The sequence below is a fragment of the Sanguibacter suaedae genome, assembly GCF_016342785.1.
Lineage (GTDB): Bacteria > Actinomycetota > Actinomycetes > Actinomycetales > Cellulomonadaceae > Sanguibacter > Sanguibacter suaedae.
This window is the reverse complement of the sequence record NZ_JAEINH010000001.1, coordinates 102,657-123,123: the sequence shown is the minus strand read 5'-3', so window position 1 is coordinate 123,123 and position 20,467 is coordinate 102,657. Positions and strand designations below refer to the sequence as shown.

The 20,467-nt window shown below is 71.2% G+C and carries 24 protein-coding genes; 10 read left to right on the top strand and 14 right to left on the bottom strand.

Annotated features, from left to right (window positions below; translation table 11 throughout):
• Window positions 1-62 precede the first annotated feature (62 nt).
• Window positions 63-1,169, top strand: coding sequence for an ABC transporter ATP-binding protein (locus JAV76_RS00620; protein ID WP_198732085.1), 1,107 nt, complete (start codon window positions 63-65; stop codon window positions 1,167-1,169).
• Window positions 1,166-2,137 (top strand): DUF2705 family protein, encoded by a 972-nt coding sequence (locus JAV76_RS00615; RefSeq protein ID WP_198732084.1) that lies wholly within the window; start codon window positions 1,166-1,168, stop codon window positions 2,135-2,137. Before JAV76_RS00620 ends, JAV76_RS00615 begins: the two co-directional genes overlap by 4 nt.
• 36 nt (window positions 2,138-2,173) lie before the next feature.
• Here JAV76_RS00615 and JAV76_RS00610 read toward each other — a convergent pair whose 3' ends face one another.
• The 3 genes from JAV76_RS00610 to JAV76_RS00600 all read right to left on the bottom strand — a co-directional run bounded on the left by JAV76_RS00610 (window position 2,174) and on the right by JAV76_RS00600 (window position 4,479).
• The gene (locus JAV76_RS00610) at window positions 2,174-2,881 is read right to left on the bottom strand and encodes an esterase/lipase family protein (protein ID WP_198732083.1); all 708 of its coding nucleotides are present in this window, start codon (window positions 2,879-2,881) and stop codon (window positions 2,174-2,176) included.
• Window positions 2,882-2,895: 14 nt separating this feature from the next.
• Entirely contained in the window at window positions 2,896-3,708 is an 813-nt protein-coding gene (locus JAV76_RS00605; protein WP_198732082.1) for an alpha/beta fold hydrolase, read from the bottom strand.
• A 90-nt stretch (window positions 3,709-3,798) separates the two neighbouring features.
• Window positions 3,799-4,479 carry a DUF6308 family protein gene (locus JAV76_RS00600; protein WP_198732081.1) on the bottom strand — a complete coding sequence of 227 codons (681 nt, stop codon included), beginning with the start codon at window positions 4,477-4,479 and terminating at the stop codon, window positions 3,799-3,801.
• Window positions 4,480-4,725: 246 nt separating this feature from the next.
• On the opposite strand from JAV76_RS00600, the gene JAV76_RS00595 reads away from it, so the two are divergent.
• Together JAV76_RS00595 and JAV76_RS00590 are read left to right on the top strand one after the other, a co-directional pair.
• Window positions 4,726-5,769 carry an LLM class flavin-dependent oxidoreductase gene (locus tag JAV76_RS00595; protein WP_198732080.1) on the top strand — a complete coding sequence of 348 codons (1,044 nt, stop codon included), beginning with the start codon at window positions 4,726-4,728 and terminating at the stop codon, window positions 5,767-5,769.
• Window positions 5,770-5,869: 100 nt separating this feature from the next.
• Window positions 5,870-7,009: a Fic family protein gene (locus JAV76_RS00590; protein WP_198732079.1), complete on the top strand. Its 1,140-nt coding sequence runs from the start codon at window positions 5,870-5,872 to the stop codon at window positions 7,007-7,009.
• 22 nt (window positions 7,010-7,031) lie between these two features.
• Here the strand turns inward: JAV76_RS00590 and thpR are convergent, their stop codons facing one another.
• On the bottom strand, window positions 7,032-7,631 hold the full coding sequence (thpR, locus tag JAV76_RS00585) for an RNA 2',3'-cyclic phosphodiesterase (protein WP_198732078.1): 600 nt from the start codon (window positions 7,629-7,631) through the stop codon (window positions 7,032-7,034).
• An 11-nt stretch (window positions 7,632-7,642) separates the two neighbouring features.
• A complete protein-coding gene (locus JAV76_RS00580; protein ID WP_198732077.1) occupies window positions 7,643-8,107 on the bottom strand; it encodes an Lrp/AsnC family transcriptional regulator in 465 nt (154 codons plus the stop codon).
• 100 nt (window positions 8,108-8,207) lie between these two features.
• Here JAV76_RS00580 and JAV76_RS00575 point away from each other — a divergent pair, with 100 nt between their 5' ends.
• Window positions 8,208-8,849 (top strand): YitT family protein, encoded by a 642-nt coding sequence (locus tag JAV76_RS00575; RefSeq protein WP_198732076.1) that lies wholly within the window; start codon window positions 8,208-8,210, stop codon window positions 8,847-8,849.
• Between the two features lie 10 nt (window positions 8,850-8,859).
• Here the strand turns inward: JAV76_RS00575 and JAV76_RS00570 are convergent, their stop codons facing one another.
• The 3 genes from JAV76_RS00570 to JAV76_RS00560 form a co-directional block, all read right to left on the bottom strand.
• Window positions 8,860-9,585 carry a hypothetical protein gene (locus JAV76_RS00570; protein WP_198732075.1) on the bottom strand — a complete coding sequence of 242 codons (726 nt, stop codon included), beginning with the start codon at window positions 9,583-9,585 and terminating at the stop codon, window positions 8,860-8,862.
• 84 nt (window positions 9,586-9,669) lie between these two features.
• Window positions 9,670-9,831 carry a hypothetical protein gene (locus JAV76_RS00565; protein WP_198732074.1) on the bottom strand — a complete coding sequence of 54 codons (162 nt, stop codon included), beginning with the start codon at window positions 9,829-9,831 and terminating at the stop codon, window positions 9,670-9,672.
• Window positions 9,832-9,959: 128 nt separating this feature from the next.
• A complete protein-coding gene (locus JAV76_RS00560; RefSeq protein ID WP_198732073.1) occupies window positions 9,960-10,514 on the bottom strand; it encodes a TetR/AcrR family transcriptional regulator in 555 nt (184 codons plus the stop codon).
• A gap of 125 nt (window positions 10,515-10,639) precedes the next feature.
• Here JAV76_RS00560 and JAV76_RS00555 point away from each other — a divergent pair, with 125 nt between their 5' ends.
• From JAV76_RS00555 to JAV76_RS00545, 3 genes are all read left to right on the top strand, one after another.
• The gene (locus tag JAV76_RS00555) at window positions 10,640-11,488 is read left to right on the top strand and encodes an alpha/beta fold hydrolase (protein WP_198732072.1); all 849 of its coding nucleotides are present in this window, start codon (window positions 10,640-10,642) and stop codon (window positions 11,486-11,488) included.
• Window positions 11,489-11,925: 437 nt separating this feature from the next.
• Window positions 11,926-12,324, top strand: coding sequence for a hypothetical protein (locus JAV76_RS00550; protein WP_198732071.1), 399 nt, complete (start codon window positions 11,926-11,928; stop codon window positions 12,322-12,324).
• A gap of 101 nt (window positions 12,325-12,425) precedes the next feature.
• Window positions 12,426-13,370 (top strand): HNH endonuclease, encoded by a 945-nt coding sequence (locus JAV76_RS00545; protein ID WP_198732070.1) that lies wholly within the window; start codon window positions 12,426-12,428, stop codon window positions 13,368-13,370.
• On the opposite strand, the gene JAV76_RS00540 is transcribed toward JAV76_RS00545, so the two are convergent.
• From JAV76_RS00540 to JAV76_RS00520, 5 genes are all read right to left on the bottom strand, one after another.
• Window positions 13,364-14,212, bottom strand: a complete 849-nt coding sequence (locus JAV76_RS00540; protein WP_198732069.1) for a PKD domain-containing protein — start codon at window positions 14,210-14,212, stop codon at window positions 13,364-13,366. The genes JAV76_RS00545 and JAV76_RS00540 overlap by 7 nt on opposite strands.
• A gap of 5 nt (window positions 14,213-14,217) precedes the next feature.
• Window positions 14,218-14,829 carry a DUF6318 family protein gene (locus JAV76_RS00535; RefSeq protein ID WP_198732068.1) on the bottom strand — a complete coding sequence of 204 codons (612 nt, stop codon included), beginning with the start codon at window positions 14,827-14,829 and terminating at the stop codon, window positions 14,218-14,220.
• A 250-nt stretch (window positions 14,830-15,079) separates the two neighbouring features.
• Entirely contained in the window at window positions 15,080-16,156 is a 1,077-nt protein-coding gene (locus JAV76_RS00530; protein ID WP_198732067.1) for an NAD-dependent epimerase/dehydratase family protein, read from the bottom strand.
• Complete coding sequence (locus JAV76_RS00525) at window positions 16,153-17,403, bottom strand: zinc-dependent alcohol dehydrogenase (RefSeq protein ID WP_198732066.1); 1,251 nt, start codon at window positions 17,401-17,403, stop codon at window positions 16,153-16,155. The genes JAV76_RS00530 and JAV76_RS00525 overlap by 4 nt, the downstream gene beginning before the upstream one ends.
• A 70-nt stretch (window positions 17,404-17,473) precedes the next feature.
• Window positions 17,474-17,623 (bottom strand): hypothetical protein, encoded by a 150-nt coding sequence (locus JAV76_RS00520; protein WP_198732065.1) that lies wholly within the window; start codon window positions 17,621-17,623, stop codon window positions 17,474-17,476.
• A gap of 268 nt (window positions 17,624-17,891) precedes the next feature.
• On the opposite strand from JAV76_RS00520, the gene JAV76_RS00515 reads away from it, so the two are divergent.
• Window positions 17,892-18,773, top strand: coding sequence for a manganese catalase (locus JAV76_RS00515; protein ID WP_198732064.1), 882 nt, complete (start codon window positions 17,892-17,894; stop codon window positions 18,771-18,773).
• A gap of 112 nt (window positions 18,774-18,885) precedes the next feature.
• On the top strand, window positions 18,886-19,035 hold the full coding sequence (locus tag JAV76_RS00510; protein ID WP_198732063.1) for a hypothetical protein: 150 nt from the start codon (window positions 18,886-18,888) through the stop codon (window positions 19,033-19,035).
• A gap of 43 nt (window positions 19,036-19,078) precedes the next feature.
• Here JAV76_RS00510 and JAV76_RS00505 read toward each other — a convergent pair whose 3' ends face one another.
• Window positions 19,079-20,374, bottom strand: a complete 1,296-nt coding sequence (locus JAV76_RS00505) for an ADP-ribosylglycohydrolase family protein (protein ID WP_198732062.1) — start codon at window positions 20,372-20,374, stop codon at window positions 19,079-19,081.
• Window positions 20,375-20,467 lie beyond the last annotated feature (93 nt).

Here is a 20,467-nt window from a genome sequence, read left to right as displayed (position 1 = left end):
TCTACCGCTAGCCTCGACCCGGGGGCGCGCCGGGCGTCCCAGAGACGACCACGAGGAGCACCATGGCACCCGCGGCAGCAGCGCGGCACGGAGTCACGACCACGGAGGTGGACGCGGCGACGCTCGCCGTGAGCACCCGCGGCCTGCGCAAGACCTACCGGTCGCGCCGCGGACGCCAGGTCGCCGTCGAGGGCCTCGACCTCGACGTGCCCCTCGGTGGCGTCCACGGGTTCCTCGGCCCCAACGGTTCCGGGAAGACCACGTCCATCCGCATGCTCCTCGGACTCGTCCGCGCGGACTCCGGCACCATGACCCTCTTCGGGGAAGAGGTTCCGGAGCGTCTGCCGCAGGTCATCGGACGCGTCGGTGCCATCGTCGAGTCGCCCACGTTCTTCCCGCACTTCACCGCCCGCAAGAACCTCCAGCTCCTCGCCCGGGCCATCGGTGCGCCCGACGGGGCCGTCGAGAAGGTCCTCGAGGACGTCGGCCTCGCCGACAGGGCCGGCGACCGCTTCCGCACGTACTCCCTCGGCATGAAGCAACGCCTCGCCATCGCCGCCACGCTCCTCAAGGACCCCGAGCTCCTCATCTTCGACGAACCCACCAACGGCCTCGACCCGGCAGGCATCCGCGAGATCCGCACCACCATGCGGACCCTCGCCGACCAGGGCAAGACGGTCCTCGTGAGCAGCCACATCCTCGCCGAGGTCGAGCAGGTCGCCGACACGGTGTCGATCATCGGGCACGGCCGGCTCATCGCCAGCGGGCGGGTCAGCGACATCATCGGCAGCGCCACCTCCTCGGTGCGCGTCGGCGTCGCGGACCGGCCCACCGCCCTCACCGTCCTCGACGCCGCAGGGCTCACCGTCCGCCTCGACGGCCACGACCACCTCCTCGTCGACGGCGTCGACGACCCCGCGCAGATCACGCGTCTCCTCGCGGGGCAGGGCCTCTACGTCCACGAGCTCGTCCCGCTCACCGCGGGGCTCGAGTCCGTGTTCCTCGAGCTCACCGCCGGCCAGGGGCCGGGCACCAGCGTCGCCGACGCCGTCGCCGCACCCACCGGTCGCCGCGCCGCCCACGCGGAGAGCGCCGCCGAGCGCCTCGCCGCACCACCCGCCGCCCCACCGGGGTCCGGCACAGCACGCACCGAGGGAGAGGGCCGATGATGCGCCTCCTCCTCGTCGAGCTCGACCGGTTCCGCAGCCGGCGCCTCCCCTGGCTCGCGGTCCTCGGGCTCCTCGCCGTCGTCGCCCTCGCCGTGTTCTCCGCGTGGCAGACCGGCCGCCCCGCCACCGGGTCCGAGCTCGCCATGATGGAGGAGAGCCACCAGAGCGCCCTGGCCGAGTGGGAGGAGACCAGCGAGGCCCAGATCGCCGACTGTCTCGACCTCGACTGGGCCGACACCGAGGCCGAGTGCGAGGAGATGCTCGAACCCAGCTGGGAGAACTACTCCTGGGAAGCGCCCACCTTCGCCGCGAAGGGCGTCGCCCCCGCCGCCGACCTCGCCTACCCCGTGCTCTTCGTGGCGCTCCTCGTCGGGGCCAGCCTCGTCGCCGCCGAGTTCAGCACGCGCTCCATCGGCGGATGGCTCACCTTCGAGCCGCGCCGTGGTCGGGTCTACGCCACCAAGGTCCTCGCACCCGCACTCGGTGTCCTCCTCCCCATGGCCGTCGTCGTCACGCTCGCCGTCCTCGGCACCTGGGCCGCCTACACCGTGAACGACCACGTGGGCCCCATGACGTCCGAGCTGTGGGGCGACCTCGCCGGTGCCGCCAGACGCACCGTCCTGCTCAGCGCCGCCTTCGCCGCGATCGGGGCGGCGCTCGCCGCCGTGCTGCGCAGCACGGTCGCCGTCGTCGGGATCGTCGTCGCCTACGTCGTGGTCGTCGAGGGGATGCTCGCCGGGTACTTCCTCGAGCTGCGACCCCGGCTGCTCATGCTCAACCTCGAGGCCGTGGTCCAGGGTGGCACCACGTACGGGGTGGAGACGTGCACGGCGGGTGCGAACGGTGTCGTGTGCGAGTACGTCGACACGACCCTGTCGCTCACGCACGGCGTCGTCACGTACGCCGTGGTCCTCGCCGTCCTGGTCGCCGTGGGCGCGCTGGTGTTCCGCCGACGCGACGTCGGCTGACCCCGAGCGGCCGCCTCACGACCCTGGTCGGCCGCCTCACGACCGGGCGACCGCCTCGAGGACGGCGTCGAGCACGAGCGGGTCCGAGAGCGGCCGGAAGTGGCCGGCCACGGGCAGCTCGACGTTCGTGGCGCCCTCGAGGCGGCTCGTCTCGGGGATGTGCGGGTCGAACTCCGCGTACACCGAGGTGATGCGCGAGTTCACGTCGGCGTGCGTCGCGAGCTCCAGGAGGTTCGCGTTCCCCGGGGCGAACGCGCGCAGCGTGCGCCCCACGGCGTACGACGCGTAGCGGGAACCTGCGAAGGGCGTGTTCACGGCCACGAGCGCCGCGATGCGCTCCGTGGGCCGCGCGTCCACCCTGTCCTCCACCGTGTCCGTGAGCATCATCCGCTTCCCGATGAGCCCGCCCTTTGAGTGGGCGACGAGGACGACGTCGTGGAGGTCGAGGTCCTCGAGCGTCGCGAGCGCGGTGCGGGCGGCGTCGAGGACCGGCGCCCGGTTGATGCCCAGGCCCGGGACGGTGTGCACGGGGTGGCCCGCGTCGTGCAGGCGTCGCGCCACGGGCAGCAGGAAGTGCCACGTCTCGTAGACGCCCGGCAGGAGCAGCACGGGTGCCTCGGACCCGCTGGCCAGGGACCCGGGGTCGGGGCCGCCCAGCAGGCGGCGGGTCTGCACGGCGACGGCGTACGCGTAGTCCGCGGCCCGTTCGCGCAGGTGCAGCGACGGCAGGGGACGAGGTGGCACGGGCGGGGCTCCGTTCAGGTTCCGGGCGCCGTCGTCGACCACGCCGGGTCGAGGACGAGGCGGGCGACGTGGTCGGGCGCGGTCATCATGACGATGTGCGGGCCGGGGACCTCGGCGAGGAGCCCGTGCGGCGCGGCGTCGGTGAGGCGGCGCGCCCAGGTGTGGGGCACGACGGGGTCCCGGTCGCCGCGGATCACGAGCACCTGCGCGGTGGTGCGGCGCACGGCCGCCTCGGTGTCGTACCGCACGAGGTGGGGGACCTGCCGCAGGTAGTACGGCGGACCGCAGCGCAGCGCGTAGTCGCTGAGGATGATCCCGTTGGCGCGTGGCGGCTCCCGGAGCCCGTCGCGGAGCAGCCGCCAGCCCTGCCGCAGCGCGGAGCGTGCGTCCGGGTCGGTGGTGGGGCCGACGAGGACGACGCGGTCGGTGAGGTCCGGGGCCTGGACGAGTGCCTCGGCGACGACCTGCGCCCCCATGGAGTGCCCCACGAGGACCGGTGAGCGCAGACCTGAGGCGCGGACGTGCTCGACCACCGCGCGGGCGTGCCCCTCGATGCCGAGGTCGTGCGGTGGCTTGGGTGCGGACCCGTAGCCGGGGAGGTCGAGCGCGTGGACCGTGCGGTGCGCGGAGAGGACCTGGGTGAGCGGTCGGAAGTAGCGCGACGACGCCCCGAGCCCGTGGACGAGGACGATCGGGCGCGCGGCGTCCTCGGGGTGCGGCACGCCCGGCGCGTCCGGGGCGGGCCCGGACACCCAGGCGACCACGGTGGCGCCGTCGACGTCCGTCGTCGTGCGCGTGGCGTGGTGGTTCGGGCTCGCGGGGCTCACGGGACTCCTGGTGCTCGGGGGAGTCCCATGGTCACCCGAAGGCGGGCGCGTGGCGACCGGAGCGTCCTCCGGCGCTCGGCCAGTCCGCGCTCAGGCCTCGGCCGGGGCGGACCGCATCTCGTCGGTGCCGGACCCGACCTTCCACCCGACGATGTCGAGGGCACGCAGCGGGCTGATCTGCGGTCCGTCGGTGGGGGTGAGGGTCGAGAGCTCGGCCCACACGTCGAGCTGGCTGTCGAGGTCGCGCTGCACGGCGCGCAGCCACAGCTGCGCGAAGCTCGCGTACGCGCGGCGGTCGTCGCGCACCAGGGGGGCGTCCGGCATGTCGAGGTAGCAGGTGCCCACAGCGGTGTCGTACAGAGGGATGAGGTGCGGGCGCTTGCGGTGCAGCAGCTTGGTGAACATCGCCAGGGACACGTCGTGCATGGGGTGGGTGTCGAGGAACGCGAAGAGGTCGACGACGGCCGCGAGGTCCGTGTGCGTCGCGCCGGCGAGGGAGGTCTCGAGGGGGATGGCGCCGAGGACGGCGTTGAACGCCTTGAGGTTCTCCTGGAGCGAGTAGTAGGTCTCGAGGCTGCGCACCGGGGTGCTCAGGAGCACCGGGGCGAGGAGGTCCGCCTCCTCGAGGGCGGGGCTGTCCCCGCCGGGGTACGACTCGTATGCGGGGTACGCCCAGTGCTCACCGGGGGAGCTGAGGTAGCGGGTCACCCACGCGTGGGCGTCGTCGTAGGGGATTCGGCCTCCGCCGACGCGGACCTCTGGGCGGGACATGCGGCCTCCGTGGGAGTGGTGGTCTCGACGGCGAGCCGGCCCGACCCCGGGCCGGGAGGCGGGCGCCGGAGCCGCGTCCTCAGGATGATTGTCGACGTCGTGCGGCAGTGTCTTGAGAGGTCCGACGGGGGCGGGCGGGTGAAACGGGAACATCTCGCGCGACGTTTTGTTGAAGCATCAACTATGGTGGTGGGTGAGCCACCACCGCACCTGCGACTACCCACGAGCACGCCACGAGGAGACGACATGAGCGACCTGCAGCTGGGCATCGACACGTTCGGGGACGTGACCCTCGCCGACGACGGCACCCCCCACAGCCACGCCCACGTCATCCGCGACGTCGTCGCCCAGGGCGTCCTCGCCGACCAGGTGGGCCTCGACTTCATGGGCGTCGGCGAGCACCACCGCCCCGACTTCGCGATCTCCGCACCCGACGTCGTCCTCACGGCCATCGCCGCGCGCACCGAGCGCATCCGCCTCGGGTCCGCCGTCACCGTCCTCAGCTCCGACGACCCCCTGCGCGTCTTCCAGCGGTTTGCGACCCTCGACGCCGTGTCCTCCGGTCGCGCCGAGGTCATCCTGGGCCGCGGCTCCTTCGTCGAGTCGTTCCCCCTCTTCGGGTACGAGCTCGACCAGTACGAGACCCTCTTCGAGGAGAAGCTCGACCTCTTCGCCCACGTCCGCGAGCAGACGCCCGTCACCTGGCAGGGCACCACGCGTCGGCCGTTGCGCGACCAGGCCGTGTACCCGCACCTCGAGGACGGCCTCCTGCCCACCTGGGTGGCCGTCGGCGGCAGCCCCCAGAGCGTCGTGCGCGCCGCGTCCTACGGGCTGCCCCTCATGCTCGCCATCATCGGTGGCGACCCCCTCGCGTTCAAGCAGTTCACCGACCTCTACCGTTGCGCGCTCGGCGAGCTCGGCCGCGACCCGCAGCCCGTCGGCGTCCACGCCCCCGGCCACATCGCCGAGACCGACGAGCAGGCCCTCGCCGAGGCCTGGCCGACGATGGGCGCCACCTTCTCGAAGATCGCCCTCGAGCGAGGCGGCCGCGCCATGGGCGAGGGCCAGTTCCGCGCGCAGGCCGGACCCGACGGCGCCTACTTCGTCGGGTCGCCCGAGACGGTCGCGCGCAAGATCGTGCGCGTCGCCACCGCGCTCGACCTCGACCGCATCGACCTCAAGTACGCCAACGGCGCCATGCCCCACTCCCAGCTCATGAGCAGCCTCGAGCTCTACGGCACCCGCGTCGCACCCCTCGTCCGCGACATGCTCGCCGACGCGCGGGCCTGATCGTCAGCGCCTGCCCCGACGCATGTCCTGATGTCTCTATATTGGAGACAGCGGCGATACGATGGAGATCTTGTCCCAAGAATAGAGACATCGAGACACCATGATCTATCGCACACCGCTGCTCGACGCCGACGATCTCGCCGTGCTGGGCGAGCTCGAGGCCATGCGAGTCACGTTGTCCGACCACCTGAGGACGCCCAGGAGATGGGTCGGGCGGCTCCGGCGCACCGCCGTGGCACGAGCCATCCGCGGGTCGAACAGCATCGAGGGCTACGACGTCGAGCTCGACGAGGCGGACGCTGCGATCGACGGCGAGGAGCCGATCAGCGCCGACGAACGGACGTTCGCGGAGATCCGCGGATACCGCCAGGCGCTCGGTTTCGTCCTGGCGACGGCGGCGGACGAACACTTCAGGCTCGACGCCTCCGTCGTGAGGAGCATGCACTTCATGCTCCTGTCCCACTCGCTCGACAAGAGCCCGGGGCAGTACCGGCGCGGGGAGATCTTCGTGCACGACGAGACCCTCGGGCGGAATGTCTACGAGGGGCCCCCTTCGGACGAGGTGCCTGGCCTGGTCGACGAGCTCGTCCAGAGGCTCTCGACGGCACCCGACGAGAGCCCGTTCGTCGCAGCCGCCATGGCTCATCTGAACCTCGTGATGATCCACCCGTTCCGCGACGGGAACGGTCGGATGGCTCGAGCGCTCCATACCCTGGTCCTCACCCACGCGGGGTTGAGCGCACCCGAGCTCTCCAGCATCGAGGAGTGGCTGGGGCGGCACACGGACGACTACTACCGGGTGCTGGCGCGCACGAGCTCGGGAAGCTGGAGCCCGGAGCACGACGCCCATCTGTGGCTCAAGTTCTGCCTGCGCGCACACCACCTCCAGGCCCAGACCGTGCAGAGTCGGATGGCGAGGGCTGCCGTCGTCTGGGGGATGCTCGACGACCTGGGAGAGGTCCACGGATTGCCCGAGCGGACTCTCGACCTGCTCTTCTCGGCCGTCGTGGGATACAGACTCAGACGATCGAGCTACGTCCGGACTGCGGGAGTCGACGAGCGCACGGCGACCCGGGACTTCCGGCGGCTGGTCGACGCCGATCTCCTCGTCGCGGTCGGTGAGACCCGCGGGAGGTACTACCGGGCAGGTGAAGGGTTGTCGGAGATCGTCGACCTCCGGCGTGCGGGCGACGACCTCGCGGAGCCCTATGACGGCTTCAAGTCGTTGCTGTACGCATAGCGCGAGCTCGGCGCGTCCGTGGTCAGCGGCCGCCCAGGGGGAAACGGGCCACCGTCGTGTGGACGGGGCTGCCCTGCGGGCCCGCTCCGAGGTCCGACGCGACGAGCTCGATCTCGTCGACCGTCCATGAGGGCCCCTGGTAGACGGCCAGGGCGTGGGCGGCCGCGGCGAGGTCGGTCGTCGTCGAGCGGGACACCGTGAGGTGCGCGCGGTTGCGCTCGCGCGGGTCCTGGCGGCCCGAGATCTCCTCGTGCACCGGGACCAGGGCGTCGACGACCGCACCCAGCGGCCCGGTCTCGCCGCCCACGCCCACCCACAGCACCGAGCCACGGAACGTCCCGGCGCCCGTCAGGTGGATGCGGAACGGTGCGAGGTCGCCGGTCGCCCCGGCCATGAGGGACTCGAGGTCCGGGATCGCGCCGTCGGGCACCTCCCCGAAGAACGCGAGCGTGAGGTGCCACGTCTCCCGCGGGGTCCACGGCGAGCGCATCGCGGCCCGTGCTGGGCGACGACGGCGCGGGTCGCGGACCGGCGCGGGAGGCAGGTCGCCGAGCATCGCCAGGGCCGTGCCGAGGTGGTCGAGGACCTCGGCCGGCGGTGTCACGGACGCGAAGAGTCGCACGCAGGTCTCCTTCAGAGCAGGGTGCGCAGGAGCGGCCCTGCGCGGGACGGGATCTCGTCCGCGAGCACGATGGTCGTGTTCGACCGCAGTATGCCGTCGATCGCGAGGATGTCGCTCGTGAGCTCGTACAGGTGCTGGGTGTCGCGGGCGACGACGCGCGCCAGGAGGTCGCCCTCCCCGGAGATGGCGTGCATCTCGATGATCTCCGGGAGCCGCGCGAGGTTCTCGACGGCGGCGTCACGCGCCGACTGGCTGATGGAGAGCATGACGAACGCCAGCAGCTCGTAGCCCATGGCGCGCGGGTCCAGGCGTCGGCTCGGTTCCCGCAGGGCGCCCTGCTCCTCGAGCCGGCGCAGGCGAGCGTGCACGGTGTTCCGGGCGACGTCGAGCTCGCGGGCGAGGCCCAGGGTCGTCTGGGTGGGCTCGTCGTCCAGGGCGAGGAGGATCCGCGCGTCGAGCGCGTCGAGCGGCGTCATGCTGAGCACACTACGCCGATGACGCCCGAGGAGTGAGCAATCTGCGCAACCGTGGTCCGCTTGGTTGTGCATGGCGGCCGGCAGCGCGCACCCTTCTCACATGGCGAGACACGACACCCGGGAACCCGCGGCACCCGCACTGCTCGTCGAAGCCCGCCCGCACCGCCCGGTCGAGGACGTCGTCGCCCTCCTCATCGGGTCCCTCGCGCTGTCCTTCGGGCTCGTGCTCCTCAAGGACGTCGGTGGGGTCTCAGGCGGCATCGCGGGGATCGCGTTCCTCGTCACCTACTCCACGGGCTGGAGCTTCAGCCTCGTCTTCTTCCTCATCAACATCCCCTTCTACGTCCTCGCCGTCGTGCGGCTCGGGTGGATGTTCACCCTCAAGACCTTCGCGGTCGTCGGGCTCATCTCCGTCTTCACCGAGGTGCACACGGCGAACGTCGCCCTCGACTTCCTCTCGCCGTTCTACGCGTGCGCCCTCGGCGGCATGTTCATGGGCCTCGGGTTCCTCGTCCTCTTCCGGCACCGTGCGAGCGCCGGCGGCCTCGGGATCTTCGTGCTCTACGTCCAGGAACGGTTCGGGTACAGCGCCGGGATGGTCCAGCTGTGCTTCGACTCGGCCATCGTCCTGGCCGCGCTCCTCGTGGTGGACCTCCCCACGGTCCTCGCGTCCGTCCTCGGTGTGGTCGTGCTCAACGTCATCCTCGCCATGAACCACCGCCCGGGGCGCTACCGCGCCTGACCGATCGCCCCTACTCGTCGAGGATCGCCACGAGGTCCTGCGCGGCCTGCTCGGCGTCGTACCCGGCGCTCCGCTCGTCCGCGTCGTGCACGTCGAGGCACGCACGGGCTAGCAGCTCCTCGTCGAGGTAGCACGCGTCGACCTTGGTGCCCGCGGCAGGGTTGGTCGGGTACTCCCACGTGACGAGCACCAGGTCGCGACCACCGATCGTCACGGTGCTCTCCACCTGGTCGTTGCCCCTCTGCTGCACGGCCCCCGTGCCCTCGACGAGGCGCGCGTACGCGGCGTCGTCCTCCGCGAGGGCGAACCTCAGGTCCACCGGGACCGGCGGGTAGAAGTCGCACGCGACCTCGTGCACGCCGTCGTCGATCTTCCAGAACGTCGTCGACAGGGTCTCCTGGGACCGGCCGTCGACCTCGATCTCGGACGTGAGCGGGCAGTCCCACGAGATGTCACCCATGCCCATGGACCCGATGTCCGGGTACCGCTCGAGCCCGTCCTCGATCCCCGCCACGTAGGTCCCGGGGATGCCGGTGCCGGCGGTCTCGTCGGTCCCCGCCGGGCTCTCCGTGGGGGAGCTGTGGCCCGGCCACGACCCGGGGAGCTCCGCCGGCCCGTCGCCGGAGCCGGAGCACCCGCCGAGGACGGCGACGAGGGCCGCCGCGGTGGCGGCGACCCTCGTCGTGGTGCTGGTCCTGCTGGTGGTGCGTCGTGCTGACTGCGTCGTGCGCTGCACTGGTGCTCCGTGAGGTGCTCGGGGGCGTTTCCGCCGCTGAGCATCACGCACGGACGCGGTCTCGCGCGATGGGGAGGACTACCCTCAGCGGCGGCCGGCCACCGCGTAGAGCGCCTGCGACAGCCCCGTGGGCTTGCCGCGGTTGTTCTTCTCCGACTGCGACGCGACCTTGCGGGCCAGGCCGCGGCCCACCTTCGCGACGACGGTGGCCATGATGAGCGCGGGGATCCTCTTGAGCAGGCCCATGGGGATGCTCCTTCCTGTCGACGGCAACGGTTCCCTCCCAGTGTGCGTCGGGACGGCGCGTCGCGCGCGGGCAACGGACCGATGGCGGCCAGGGCTCCGGGGGTCGCCTGGTCGCGTTGCGCTGCAGGTCAGCGCGTCGCGGTGTCGAGCAGGGTCTCCGCCGCGGCCCTGGCGTCGCGCGCCCACGACGCGTCGTCCGTGACGGCAGCCATGGTCTGGGCGCCCTCGGCGAGCAGGACGAGCTGCCGTGCGACCTCGGCCGTGGCGCCGGCGTCCTCGCAGAGCCCGGTGACGTAGGAGACGAAGCGCTCCTTGTGGGCGCGCGTGGCGTCGGCGACGGCGGGGTGCGTGGAGCCGAGCTCGCCGAACGTGTTGAGGAACCCGCAGCCGCGGAAGCCGTCCTCGCAGGCCCAGTCGAGGATGTGGTCGTAGACCGCGAGGACGCGGTCGCGGGGCGTGGCCGCGAGCGCGACGCGACCCTCGATGCCGTGCTGCCACGAGTGCGTGCGTCGGTCGAGGACGGCGAGGAGGATCGCGTCCTTCGATGGGAACTCGGAGTAGAGGCGCTTCAGGGACACGCCTGCGGCGGTGCGCAGCTGGTCCATGCCGACGGCCTGGACGCCGCGCTCGTAGAAGAGGTGGTCCGCGGCCTCGACGACGCTGTCGCGGGTGCTGTCACTCATCGTTCTCCTTCTGTCGTCCTGTTCGTCATCTGGGGCCCCTTGCGCTGAGAACGATCGTTCTCTACTGTAGTCCACATCGGGGAGAACGACCGTTCTCCCGGTTGGCCGGTCGAAAGGGAAATGCCATGTCCTTCATCACCGCAGGTACCGAGAACTCCACGAGCATCGACCTCTACTACGAGGACCACGGGCCCGCCGACGCCGCACCCGTCGTCCTCATCCACGGATACCCCCTCGACGGACGCTCCTGGGAGCGCCAGACCCGCGTCCTCCTCGAGGCCGGCCACCGCGTCATCACCTACGACCGCCGCGGCTTCGGTCGCTCCAGCCAGCCCGTCGTCGGCTACGACTACGACACCTTCGCCGCGGACCTCAACACGCTCATGGAGCACCTCGACCTGCACGACGTCACCCTCGTCGGCTTCTCGATGGGGACCGGCGAGCTCGCCCGGTACGTCTCCACCTACGGCACCGGCCGTGTCGCACGCCTCGCGTTCCTCGCCTCCCTCGAGCCGTTCCTCCTCAAGACCGACGACAACGCCGTCGGCGTCCCGCAGGACGTCTTCGACGGCATCGCGGCCACCGCCCGGGCCGACAGGTTCGCGTGGTTCACCAACTTCTTCTCCGACTTCTACAACCTCGACGAGACCCTCGGGTCGCGCATCAGCGAGGAGGCCCTCCGTGCGAGCTGGGCCACCGCGGCCGCCAGCGCCCCCGACGCCGCCTACGCCGTGGTCCCCGCATGGCTCACGGACTTCCGGGCCGACGTCGTCGCCGTCCGCGAGGCCGGCCTCCCCACGCTCATCCTCCACGGCACCGCCGACCGCATCCTCCCCATCGACTCCACCGGGCGCCCCTTCCACGAGGCCGTCCCGGACGCCACCTACGTCGAGGTCGAGGGCGCGCCCCACGGCCTCCTGTGGACCCACGCCGACGAGGTGAACGCGGCTCTCACGTCGTTCCTCGACGCCTGACAGCCCCCGGCTCGTCCGGCCGAGCCGGCGAGGCTGGCCAGGTCTCCTGACTCACCTGCCCTCCCTGGCTGTCCTTGCCCGACGGGGCGTGCTCTCGTGGACGGGGCGTGCACTCAGGTGCACGCCCCGTCCACGAGAGCACGCCCCGTGCGGGTGGCGGCTCTCTCGGGTGGCCGCTGCCGCCGCCAGGCGAAGTGTCAGGAGCGTGAGGTCTGCGCAGTACGACGCGTTCGGTCCGTGGGTCCTCGAGGTGAGATCGCCCGACGAGATCCCTCCGTTGTACCGCGACCACCCCGTCGACCTCTTGGTGCAGCCGGTGCGGAACCGCTACCTCACCGGCCACGGGGCGCACGAGGGCGCGGCTGTCGAGGAGGAGCGCCGGTCCGACCGGGCGCCGTTGGCGCTCGGCGACCCTGGGCGACCACGACGTGGCACCCGTGACAGCGCACCTCGCGGTCCTCCGGCGCAACTTTGGTGCGCAGCTCCTGGGGGTCTCGCGGCGCGGCCCCGCACGCCTGCGCACGCCGAGTTTCGTGGAGAGAGTGACCGAGGTGCTCACCCCGGCGACCGTCCACGCCACCGTCGTCTGCGGTGATTCTCGCGAGCTCCACGTCGTCCACCGCGGCCAGCACGTCACCCCGAGGCGGAAGCCGGCCCACGCGCTCGCGCGCACGGTCATCCCGCTGGATCGGATCAGCCGTGTCACCGCGACCGACCACGAGCGCCTCGACGGAGCTCGCGTGATCGACGTGCGAGTCGGTGGTGCGAACCTGCTGTTCTCGGTGGCGTCGGGCTCGGAGACGGAGCGGGCACTCCTCGGTGCGGCACCGCGTTGACCAGGACGTAAGGGGGCCGATGCCGGAGTGCTGAGTGAGTTGTCCCAGGCGGTTCTCACCAGCCCGTTGTCACTAGGCCGGCGGGGTGGTGAGCTGTGCACATGGACACAGTCGTCGAGTCAGCGCTTCGCCTGCGGATCATGGATTGGGTAAGGGAGCGTGCGGAGAGCAACGGAGGGTTCCTGTTCCGGCACGAGCTTCTGTCCTTCCGCATCGACGGCAACGACCTGCCGGTGATCGACTTTTCACGGGGCATCCGCAACCCGCGCGACTTCGCGTCGACCTTGTCGATCGTCGTGTCCGTGGACGGACCGTACGACGACGCCGAGTCCGACGACGGCCTGCTGCGGTACGCCTACCGCAAGGGCGACCCGTGGGGTGGCGACAACCGGAAGCTGCGGAACGCGCGGGACACCGGGATGCCCATCATCCTGTTCCGCAAGGAGGTCAAGAACGTCTACACCCCGGTGATGCCCGTGTACGTGGTCGACGACGTGCCCGAGGACGGCATGTTCCTCATCGCGCTCGACGAGTCCTTCACGTTCTTGACCGACGTGCGGAACCTCACCATGCCGCAACGTGCGTACGCCCACCGCCTCGCCCGACAACGACTTCACCAGCCGGCATTCCGGACGAGGGTCTTGGTCGCCTATGAGACTCGGTGTGCCGTGTGTCGCCTGGCGCACGGTTCGTTGCTGGATGCCGCGCACGTGATTCCCGACGGGCACGAGGACGGTGTCCCGACCGTCGACAACGGCCTTGCTCTGTGCAAGATCCATCACGCCGCCTACGACCAGAACATGCTCGGTGTGACCCCGGATCTCGTCATCGAGATCGACGCCGAGGTGCTCGCCGAGATCGATGGACCGATGCTCAAGCATGGTATTCAGGCGATGCACGGACGTGAGCTCGTAGTGCCCCGCCGTGCCCAGGACAGCCCGGACCGCGCGCGGTTGGCATGGCGGTACGAACAGTTCCGTGAGCGTCGGTTCGTACCGGGATCGAGGATTGGGGTCGTTCCGAGGTCGGGTGCCGGCGGTCAGTAGCCGTCGTCGTCGGTGAGGAGTGTGCGGCGTTCTTCGATGGTGAGGGGGTCGGTGGTGGTCGTTGTGGTGGCGGTGCCGGGGATGGGTTGGTAGGTGGTTCCGGCGTCGAGGGAGTACTCGCCGGTCCATGTGGTGGTCAAGGTGATGGTGTAGGTCCCGGTGGTCGTGTAGGTGCGCGAGACGGTGTGGTCGGGGTACGGGGCGCCGGGGTCCGTGGTGACCAGGGGCGTGGACCCGTCGCCGAAGTCCCACGTGAACGTCGCCGGTGTGGCGCGCACGCGCACCGGTTGGCCCAGGATCGTGGTGTCGAGGATCTGGAGGGTGTTGTCGGTGTAGGTGATGGTCGCGATGTTCACCAACGACACCAGGGTCGGTGGTTGGACCTGCACGGGGGACGCCGTCAATGGCAACGATCGGAAGTCCGCCTGCGTCACCGTGACCGGTGCCTGTCCGGGGGCGGTACCGCACTGGACGTAGTCGACCCCGATCTCCTCCCACTCGGACGCCTCGTCCGCGCGCGCCTCGATGATCACCGGGTTGTAGTCGAACCCCAGCGCAGGGTCGCACTGCTCGTACTCGGCACGACCGGCGTTGTAGCACGCCGGAGAACCATCAGCCTCCGGCGGTGCACTCGTGCCGCACTCCGCCGGAACGGTCCGAACATTCGGATCGCGGGGGGCTGTTGGGGATGAGGTGCCGGGGCTCTCAGATTCGGAATGCGAACCTAATATCGCGATGTTATCGTCGGTGGCCAGAAAGTCTAGAAGGTCCAGGGGCCCATCGCTGCTGTTCATCGCGAGCAGGCAGGTGACCATGAGGATGGAGGCAAATGTTCTGCTCATGAGGGTCATTCCACCTTGGCCAGCCCATAGAGAAGCCAGTCCGTGTCCCGATGCACATAGACGGCCACTTCGTATTCAACGGCGGCGAAGGTGTCGGTCACATCGCCTTTTGAGTCGACGGTGGTCGATGCATCTTGGGATAGAAGAAATATGGCCTTGACGAGGGTAGGGCCCTGCGGTCTGGAGACGGATATCTCATCGCCCCAAGTGATTCTGATGCCCGAACTAACCAAGCTCTTCGCCTCGTCGGCAATGACCTTGTCGCGAACATTGGCGCAAAATGAGCACGCTGGGTCGCTGATCGCGTCCCATTTCGCGAGTTCCCTGGTTTGAAGGGTGTACTCGTAGAGTTCTAGGAAGTAGATGGCTGCTGCTTTGGCGGCTTCGTCGTCGGTGCCGTTCATGGCGGCGGGGCGTTCGGGGGGCGTCGGTGCGGGGTCTTCGGTGGGCTTGGGTGTGGCGGGTGCCGTCTCGGTGCTCGTCGTCGCGGCATCGGCATCGCGGGGTGTGGCTGCGGGGTCGTCGGCACACCCGGCCAGGACGAGGACGGCCGTCGTGAGCAGGGCCCAACCGGCAGATCGTCGGTCGGGGCGCATCGTCCTGCTGTGAACACTCATGCGCAGGACCCTAGAGGGTGACGGGGAAGCACCGCTGGAGAGGCCCCGCTGCCTGTGGACAACCTCCGGGCAGACAGCCTCTGGGTGGACACCCGTCCGATCAGTCCTGACCGACCCCGTAGACACCCCTGGTGCAGGGTAGAGAGGCCTTGAAGCGCTCACGGGACGTGCTCTTGTGGACGGGGCGCGCGCTCGAGCCACCGCATCGTCCACAAGCGCACGCCCCGTCGGCCCAGCCGGTCGGGGCAGGTCAGGTGTCTGCCGACTGCTGCGGGAGCACCGGGGCGCCGCGGGGGCGGAGGGGGATGCTGCCGATGCCTCGGCCGTCGGCGACGCCCTCGAGGAGCTCGTGGGCGGCGTCGTCCGCGCATCGCGTCGGACGCCAGCCCAGCTCCGTCCTCGCGCGTGACGTGTCCATGACGGGGGCGCCCATGGCGATGTCGACCCAGCCGGCGTCGACGGGGACGAGCCGCAGCAGCCAGGCGATGGCGACGACGCGCCGGACGAGGGCCACGGGGAGCTCGACGACCCGCCCCTGCCCGAGGACGCGGGCGAGGTCGTCGGTGCGCAGGACGGGGTCGGTCGCGATGTTGAAAGCCCCGCCGGCCTTCGTGAGGACCGCGGCGAGGTACGCCTGGGCGAGGTCGTCGGCGTGCACGGCCTGCAGCCGCAGACCTGCGGGCAGCGGGACCACGGGCAGGGTCCCGGGCCGCAGCAACCATCGCGGCACGAAGGGCCCGAGGAAGTACCGCCCGACGGATGCCCCCGCATCGCCCTGGAAGACGAGCGCGGGGCGCAACCGCGTGACGGTCACCTCGGGGTGCTCGGCCTCCAACCGGTCGAGGACCCGCTCCTGGGCGGTCTTGTCCACGCTGTACCGGGCGGTGCGCACCCCGCCGGTGCGCCACGACTCGTCGCGCGGCTCGTCGTCGGCCACGGGGCTGTACGCCCCGACGGACGACGCGACGACCAGCTGCGGCACGCCCGCGCGGGCCACCGCGTCGGCGACCCGTTGCGAGCCGCCGACGTTGGCGCGCCGCAGGAGGGCACGGTCGCGGTCGGGCTGGAGAAGCCACGCGAGGTGGATGACGGCGTCGGCGCCGCGGAACAGGTCCGCGAGCTCGTCGACGAGGTCGCTCTCCGGGACCCCGGGGGGTCGGTGCCCGACGTCGTACCGAGCCCACCCGGCTGAGCGGTAGGGCTCGGTGTCGACGTCGGGCAGCCTGCGCGCGACGCCGAGGACGGACGTCACGCGGGGCTCGGCCGCCAGCGCCCGGAGGACGGCCGTGCCGCAGTTCCCCGTCGCCCCGACGACCACGACCTTCACAGGGCGGGAGCCCCGGCGGGCTCGGTCGCGGCAGCGTCAGCGCCGGCCGAGGCGGGCATCATGGGGTCGAGGACCACCTTGATGCACCCGTCCTCCTTCTTCTGGAACATCGAGTACGCGTGGGCGGCGTCCTCGAGGGGCAGCCGGTGCGTCTCGAGGTCCAGGACGCCCAGCGGGTCGGAGGAGTCACTCACCAGGGGCAGGACGTCGTCCATCCACCGCTTGACGTTCGCCTGGCCCATGCGGACCGTGAGCTGCTTGTCGAACATCTCCATGAGAGGCATGGGGTCGACCGCGCCGCCGTACACGCCGGACATGGACACGGTCCCGCCGCGGCGGACGGTGGAGATGCTCGCGTGGAGCGCTGCGAGCCGGTCGATCCCCATCTTCTCGATCATCGGCCGGGCGAGGGCGTCGGGCAGGTAGCCGGCACCGAGCTGGACGCCCTTGGCGACGGGCGACCCGTGGGCCTCCATGCCGACGGCGTCGATGACGGAGTCGGTGCCGCGCCCGGAGGTGAGCTGTCGGACGGCCTCGGCGACGTCGGGCGCCTCCCGCAGGTCGATGGTGTCGATGCCGTGGCGGCGTGCCATCTCGAGGCGCTCCGGCACGAGGTCGATCCCGATGACCTGCTCGGCACCCCGGTGGCGGGCGATGCGGGCGGACATCTGGCCGATGGGTCCGAGCCCGAAGACGGCCACGGACCCGCCCGGGGGCACGTCGGCGTACTCGACGGCTTGCCAGGCGGTGGGCACCACGTCGGAGAGGTACAGGTAGCGCTCGTCGGGGGACCCGTCGTCGGGGACGACGACCGGCCCGTAGTGCGCCTGCGGCACGCGGAGGAACTGGGCCTGTCCGCCAGGGACCTGACCGTAGAGCTTGGTGTACCCGAAGAGGGCCGCGCCCTTGTCGTGGTCGCGCACCTGCATGGTCTCGCACTGGGTCTGCAGGCCCCGCTGGCACATCCAGCAGCCGCCGCACGCGATGTTGAAGGGGATGACCACGCGGTCGCCGGGGCGGATGTGCGTCACGCCGGGGCCGGTCTCCTCGACGATGCCCATGGGCTCGTGACCCAGGACGTCACCGGGGTCGATGAACGCGCCGAGGACGCTGTACAGGTGCAGGTCGGACCCGCAGACCGCGGTCGACGTGATGCGCACGATCGCGTCGGTCGGCTCGAGGATCTTCGGGTCGGGGACCTCCTCGACGCTGACCTTCTCCTTGCCCTGCCATGTCACTGCGCGCACGGTTCCTCCTCCTGCTGCTCGTCGGTCGGTGGTTCAGCCCCTGCTCGTCAACGCCCTGGGGCGTGAGGTGTCAGCTCGTGTACTCGGCGGGGTCGTCGTCGCCCTCGGCCTGGTCGGGCTGCGTGGGCTCCTTGGCCCCGAGGCTCTGCGGGTCGGAGTCCGGGTCCTCCGCCGGGTCGTACGGCTTCTCGGACGGGTTGGTGCTCGTCGTGTCGCTCATGGGAGTACCTCCTGGGGTGTGGGTGCCGGTCCGTGCGGGGACGGCCCGGCCATGGTCCGAGGCGTCGCCGCCGCCGTGCGAAGTACCGCACCGTGCGACGTCGGGCCTTGACCCACCGTGCAACGGTCTGCGACGGCGCGCATCTCGAAGGGCGCCGTCGTGCCGCCGGCCCTCAAGATGCGTCTCACCTTCACCCGGTCGATAGTGGGAGGAACCCGCCGTGAAGAAGCCGCGGCAACCCTGAGCAACACGATCTCCGGGAGCGTCGATGTTCTTCCACAAGCAAGAGCTGCAGTTCAAGGCCACACCTGACAAGCCTGACGCCGTCTACGCCCGCAAGCTCCAAGAGGTGCTGGGTGGCCAGTACGGTGAGATCACCGTCGCCATGCAGTACGGGTTCCAGTCGTGGAACGCGCACATCCCCGGCAAGTACCGGGACCTGCTGTTCGGTATCGGTGCCGAGGAGATCGGTCACGTCGAGATGCTGGCGACGATGATCGCCCAGCTCCTCGAGAAGGCCCCGCTGGGCATCACCGAGGACGCCGTGCAGAGCGACCCGACGGTCGCCGCCATCATCGGTGGCACCGACGTCCAGCACGCGATCGTCGCGGGTGCGGGCGCCCGCCCCGTGGACTCCAACGGGAACCCGTGGACCGCCGGGTACGTCACCGCGAGCGGCAACATGATGGCCGACTTCCACGCCAACGCGAACGCCGAGATGCAGGGCCGTCTCCAGGTGTCGCGCCTTTATCACATGACCAACGACTCGGGCGTCCGCGACCTCCTGTCGTTCCTCCTCGCCCGCGACACCATGCACCAGAACCAGTGGTTGCGCGCCATCGAGGAGCTCAAGGCCGACGGACTGGAGGGCCTGCCCGTGCCGGACAACTTCCCGCAGTCCAAGGAGTTCACCGAGGTGAGCTACCAGTACCTGAACTTCTCCGACGGCGAGCACGCCAAGGAGGGGTCGTGGGCCAGCGGCCCGTCGCCCGACGGGAAGGGCGAGTTCACGTACCACGACGGCCCGACGACGTCGGCCCCCATGCCGCCGCCCACGCACCCGGACTCCCGGTTCTACGGGACCACCGAGCTGCCGAACACGGGGCCGACCCTCGCGGGGGCGGCGCAGCACAAGGTCACCTGGGAGTGACCGTCAGCGTCTGACGGAAGGGCCGCGCACCACGGTGCGCGGCCCTTCTCACGTCCTGGGACCACCCCCCCGCACCGCTCACGTCGGTGCGTCCCCCGGTCGATAGGTGGGTGTGCCGACCACCGACGCCCCGGAGGACCAGCCGCCCGCCGGCCGTCCGACGCCCCGCCGCCCCACGCGCCGCTGGGCGTGGATGCTCTTCGGTGTCGAGGTCGTCCTCGTCGTGGTCCTCGTGGTCGTGCAGGGCCTGCCGAGCGTCTGACCCGCCCGCCCGCTCCGACGGCCGTCGCGCCCGGGCTCGCCCGTCAGGCCTCGGGTATCCCGACGCGTTCGACGAGGGTGCCGCCGTAGCGGTCCGCGCTCGCCCGGTACGGTCGCCCGGCGATCCGCACGAGCCCGGTCGCGAGGACGTCCTCGGCGGGCGACCCGTCGGTGTGCCGCGCGTCGAGCCCTCCGGCGAAGCTCGCGTTGTAGAGCATGACGGGGTGGCCGGCGTCGTCGGTGACCCACACGCCGCACCACCGGCACACCCGCCCGGGGTCGCGGCCCGTGAACCGTTCGTGGACGCCGCACTCGGGGCACGTCTGTCCGGTGTCCTCCGCGCCGAGCCCGCGCTGCGCGGTGACGCGTCCCAGCCGGGACAGGTCGAGCCCCATCATGCCGGGCCACCCGTGGACGAGGAGCTGCCACTCCCGGGGGATGAACGCGGTGCCGTGCCGGGCCCCGAGCAGCGCTCCGGCGATCGCGGCGACGGTGTCCGTGTCGCCGCCGATGCGGACGGCGCGGTGCAGGGCGTCGGGCAGGTGGGACACGGTCGCGTCGTACTCGGTGAACTCCTCGGCGCAGAAGTACGGGGAGCGCCGCACGGCGTGCCAGGCGGCCTGGAAGGCCGTCACGGTGAAGCCGTTGGTGCGCAGGTCGGCCGTCGGCCGGTCCTGCTCGGCATCCGTGATCCACGCCTCCCAGGCGGGACGACGGTCGGCCGGCAGGAGGTCCAGGCCGGCGCGGACGTCGAGCCGCTCCTCGGTCACCGCGACGCGGACGGCCTCGGACCACAGGACGCACGACTCCCCTGCGAGCGGGTCCGCGTGGGTGAGCTCCGCGACGGCGCGGGCCGCCCGGGCCGTCTCGTCACGGTCGTCGAGGGCGACGAGCCCGACGGCGCCGGTGCGCATGAGCGCGCCGTTCCCGGCGGTCCTGCCCGACGCCGCGTGGAGCGCGGCCGAGGCCGCCCGCAGGCGGGCTGCCGGGCGTCCGTCGCGTCGTGCGGCGTCGCGGAGGATCGCGGCCGTCTGGGTGCCGACGTCGCTCGCCCCGCCCGTGAACCACTCCTCGAAGGCGGCCGCCACCTCGTCGAGCCTGTCCTCGTCGGTGAGGCCCTCGCCCAGCTCCGCGACGCGGGCCACGCAGACCGCCATCTGGGTGTCGTCGCTCCACTCGCCGGGCGCGTAGGGCCCCAGGCCTCCGCCGCGCATCTCGGCGTCGCCCTCGGGCGGCCACGCGAACTCGTACGGCACCCCCAGGGCGTCCCCGCAGGCCTGCGTGAGCAGGACGCCCGACGCGCGGTCGAGGACACCGGGGTCGAGGGGATCGGGGCGCATGCCAGCACACTATCGACCGTCACCGGTCGGGTCCCGTCCGCGCGCCGTGATCTCACCCTGCGGTTCGTCCGCGGGCGCCCCCGCGCCGCCGCC

Coding starts and splice junctions, on each gene's coding strand:
- JAV76_RS00590 (WP_198732079.1), top strand. CDS start 5,870: ATGATCTATCGCACACCGCTGCTCGACGCCGACGATCTCGCCGTGCTG.
- JAV76_RS00540 (WP_198732069.1), bottom strand. CDS start 14,212: ATGAGCAGAACATTTGCCTCCATCCTCATGGTCACCTGCCTGCTCGCG.
- JAV76_RS00520 (WP_198732065.1), bottom strand. CDS start 17,623: ATGAGCGACACGACGAGCACCAACCCGTCCGAGAAGCCGTACGACCCG.
- JAV76_RS00545 (WP_198732070.1), top strand. CDS start 12,426: ATGGACACAGTCGTCGAGTCAGCGCTTCGCCTGCGGATCATGGATTGG.
- JAV76_RS00620 (WP_198732085.1), top strand. CDS start 63: ATGGCACCCGCGGCAGCAGCGCGGCACGGAGTCACGACCACGGAGGTG.
- JAV76_RS00575 (WP_198732076.1), top strand. CDS start 8,208: ATGGCGAGACACGACACCCGGGAACCCGCGGCACCCGCACTGCTCGTC.
- JAV76_RS00615 (WP_198732084.1), top strand. CDS start 1,166: ATGATGCGCCTCCTCCTCGTCGAGCTCGACCGGTTCCGCAGCCGGCGC.
- JAV76_RS00560 (WP_198732073.1), bottom strand. CDS start 10,514: ATGAGTGACAGCACCCGCGACAGCGTCGTCGAGGCCGCGGACCACCTC.
- JAV76_RS00555 (WP_198732072.1), top strand. CDS start 10,640: ATGTCCTTCATCACCGCAGGTACCGAGAACTCCACGAGCATCGACCTC.
- JAV76_RS00595 (WP_198732080.1), top strand. CDS start 4,726: ATGAGCGACCTGCAGCTGGGCATCGACACGTTCGGGGACGTGACCCTC.
- JAV76_RS00580 (WP_198732077.1), bottom strand. CDS start 8,107: ATGACGCCGCTCGACGCGCTCGACGCGCGGATCCTCCTCGCCCTGGAC.
- JAV76_RS00600 (WP_198732081.1), bottom strand. CDS start 4,479: ATGTCCCGCCCAGAGGTCCGCGTCGGCGGAGGCCGAATCCCCTACGAC.
- JAV76_RS00565 (WP_198732074.1), bottom strand. CDS start 9,831: ATGGGCCTGCTCAAGAGGATCCCCGCGCTCATCATGGCCACCGTCGTC.
- JAV76_RS00515 (WP_198732064.1), top strand. CDS start 17,892: ATGTTCTTCCACAAGCAAGAGCTGCAGTTCAAGGCCACACCTGACAAG.
- JAV76_RS00505 (WP_198732062.1), bottom strand. CDS start 20,374: ATGCGCCCCGATCCCCTCGACCCCGGTGTCCTCGACCGCGCGTCGGGC.
- JAV76_RS00535 (WP_198732068.1), bottom strand. CDS start 14,829: ATGAGTGTTCACAGCAGGACGATGCGCCCCGACCGACGATCTGCCGGT.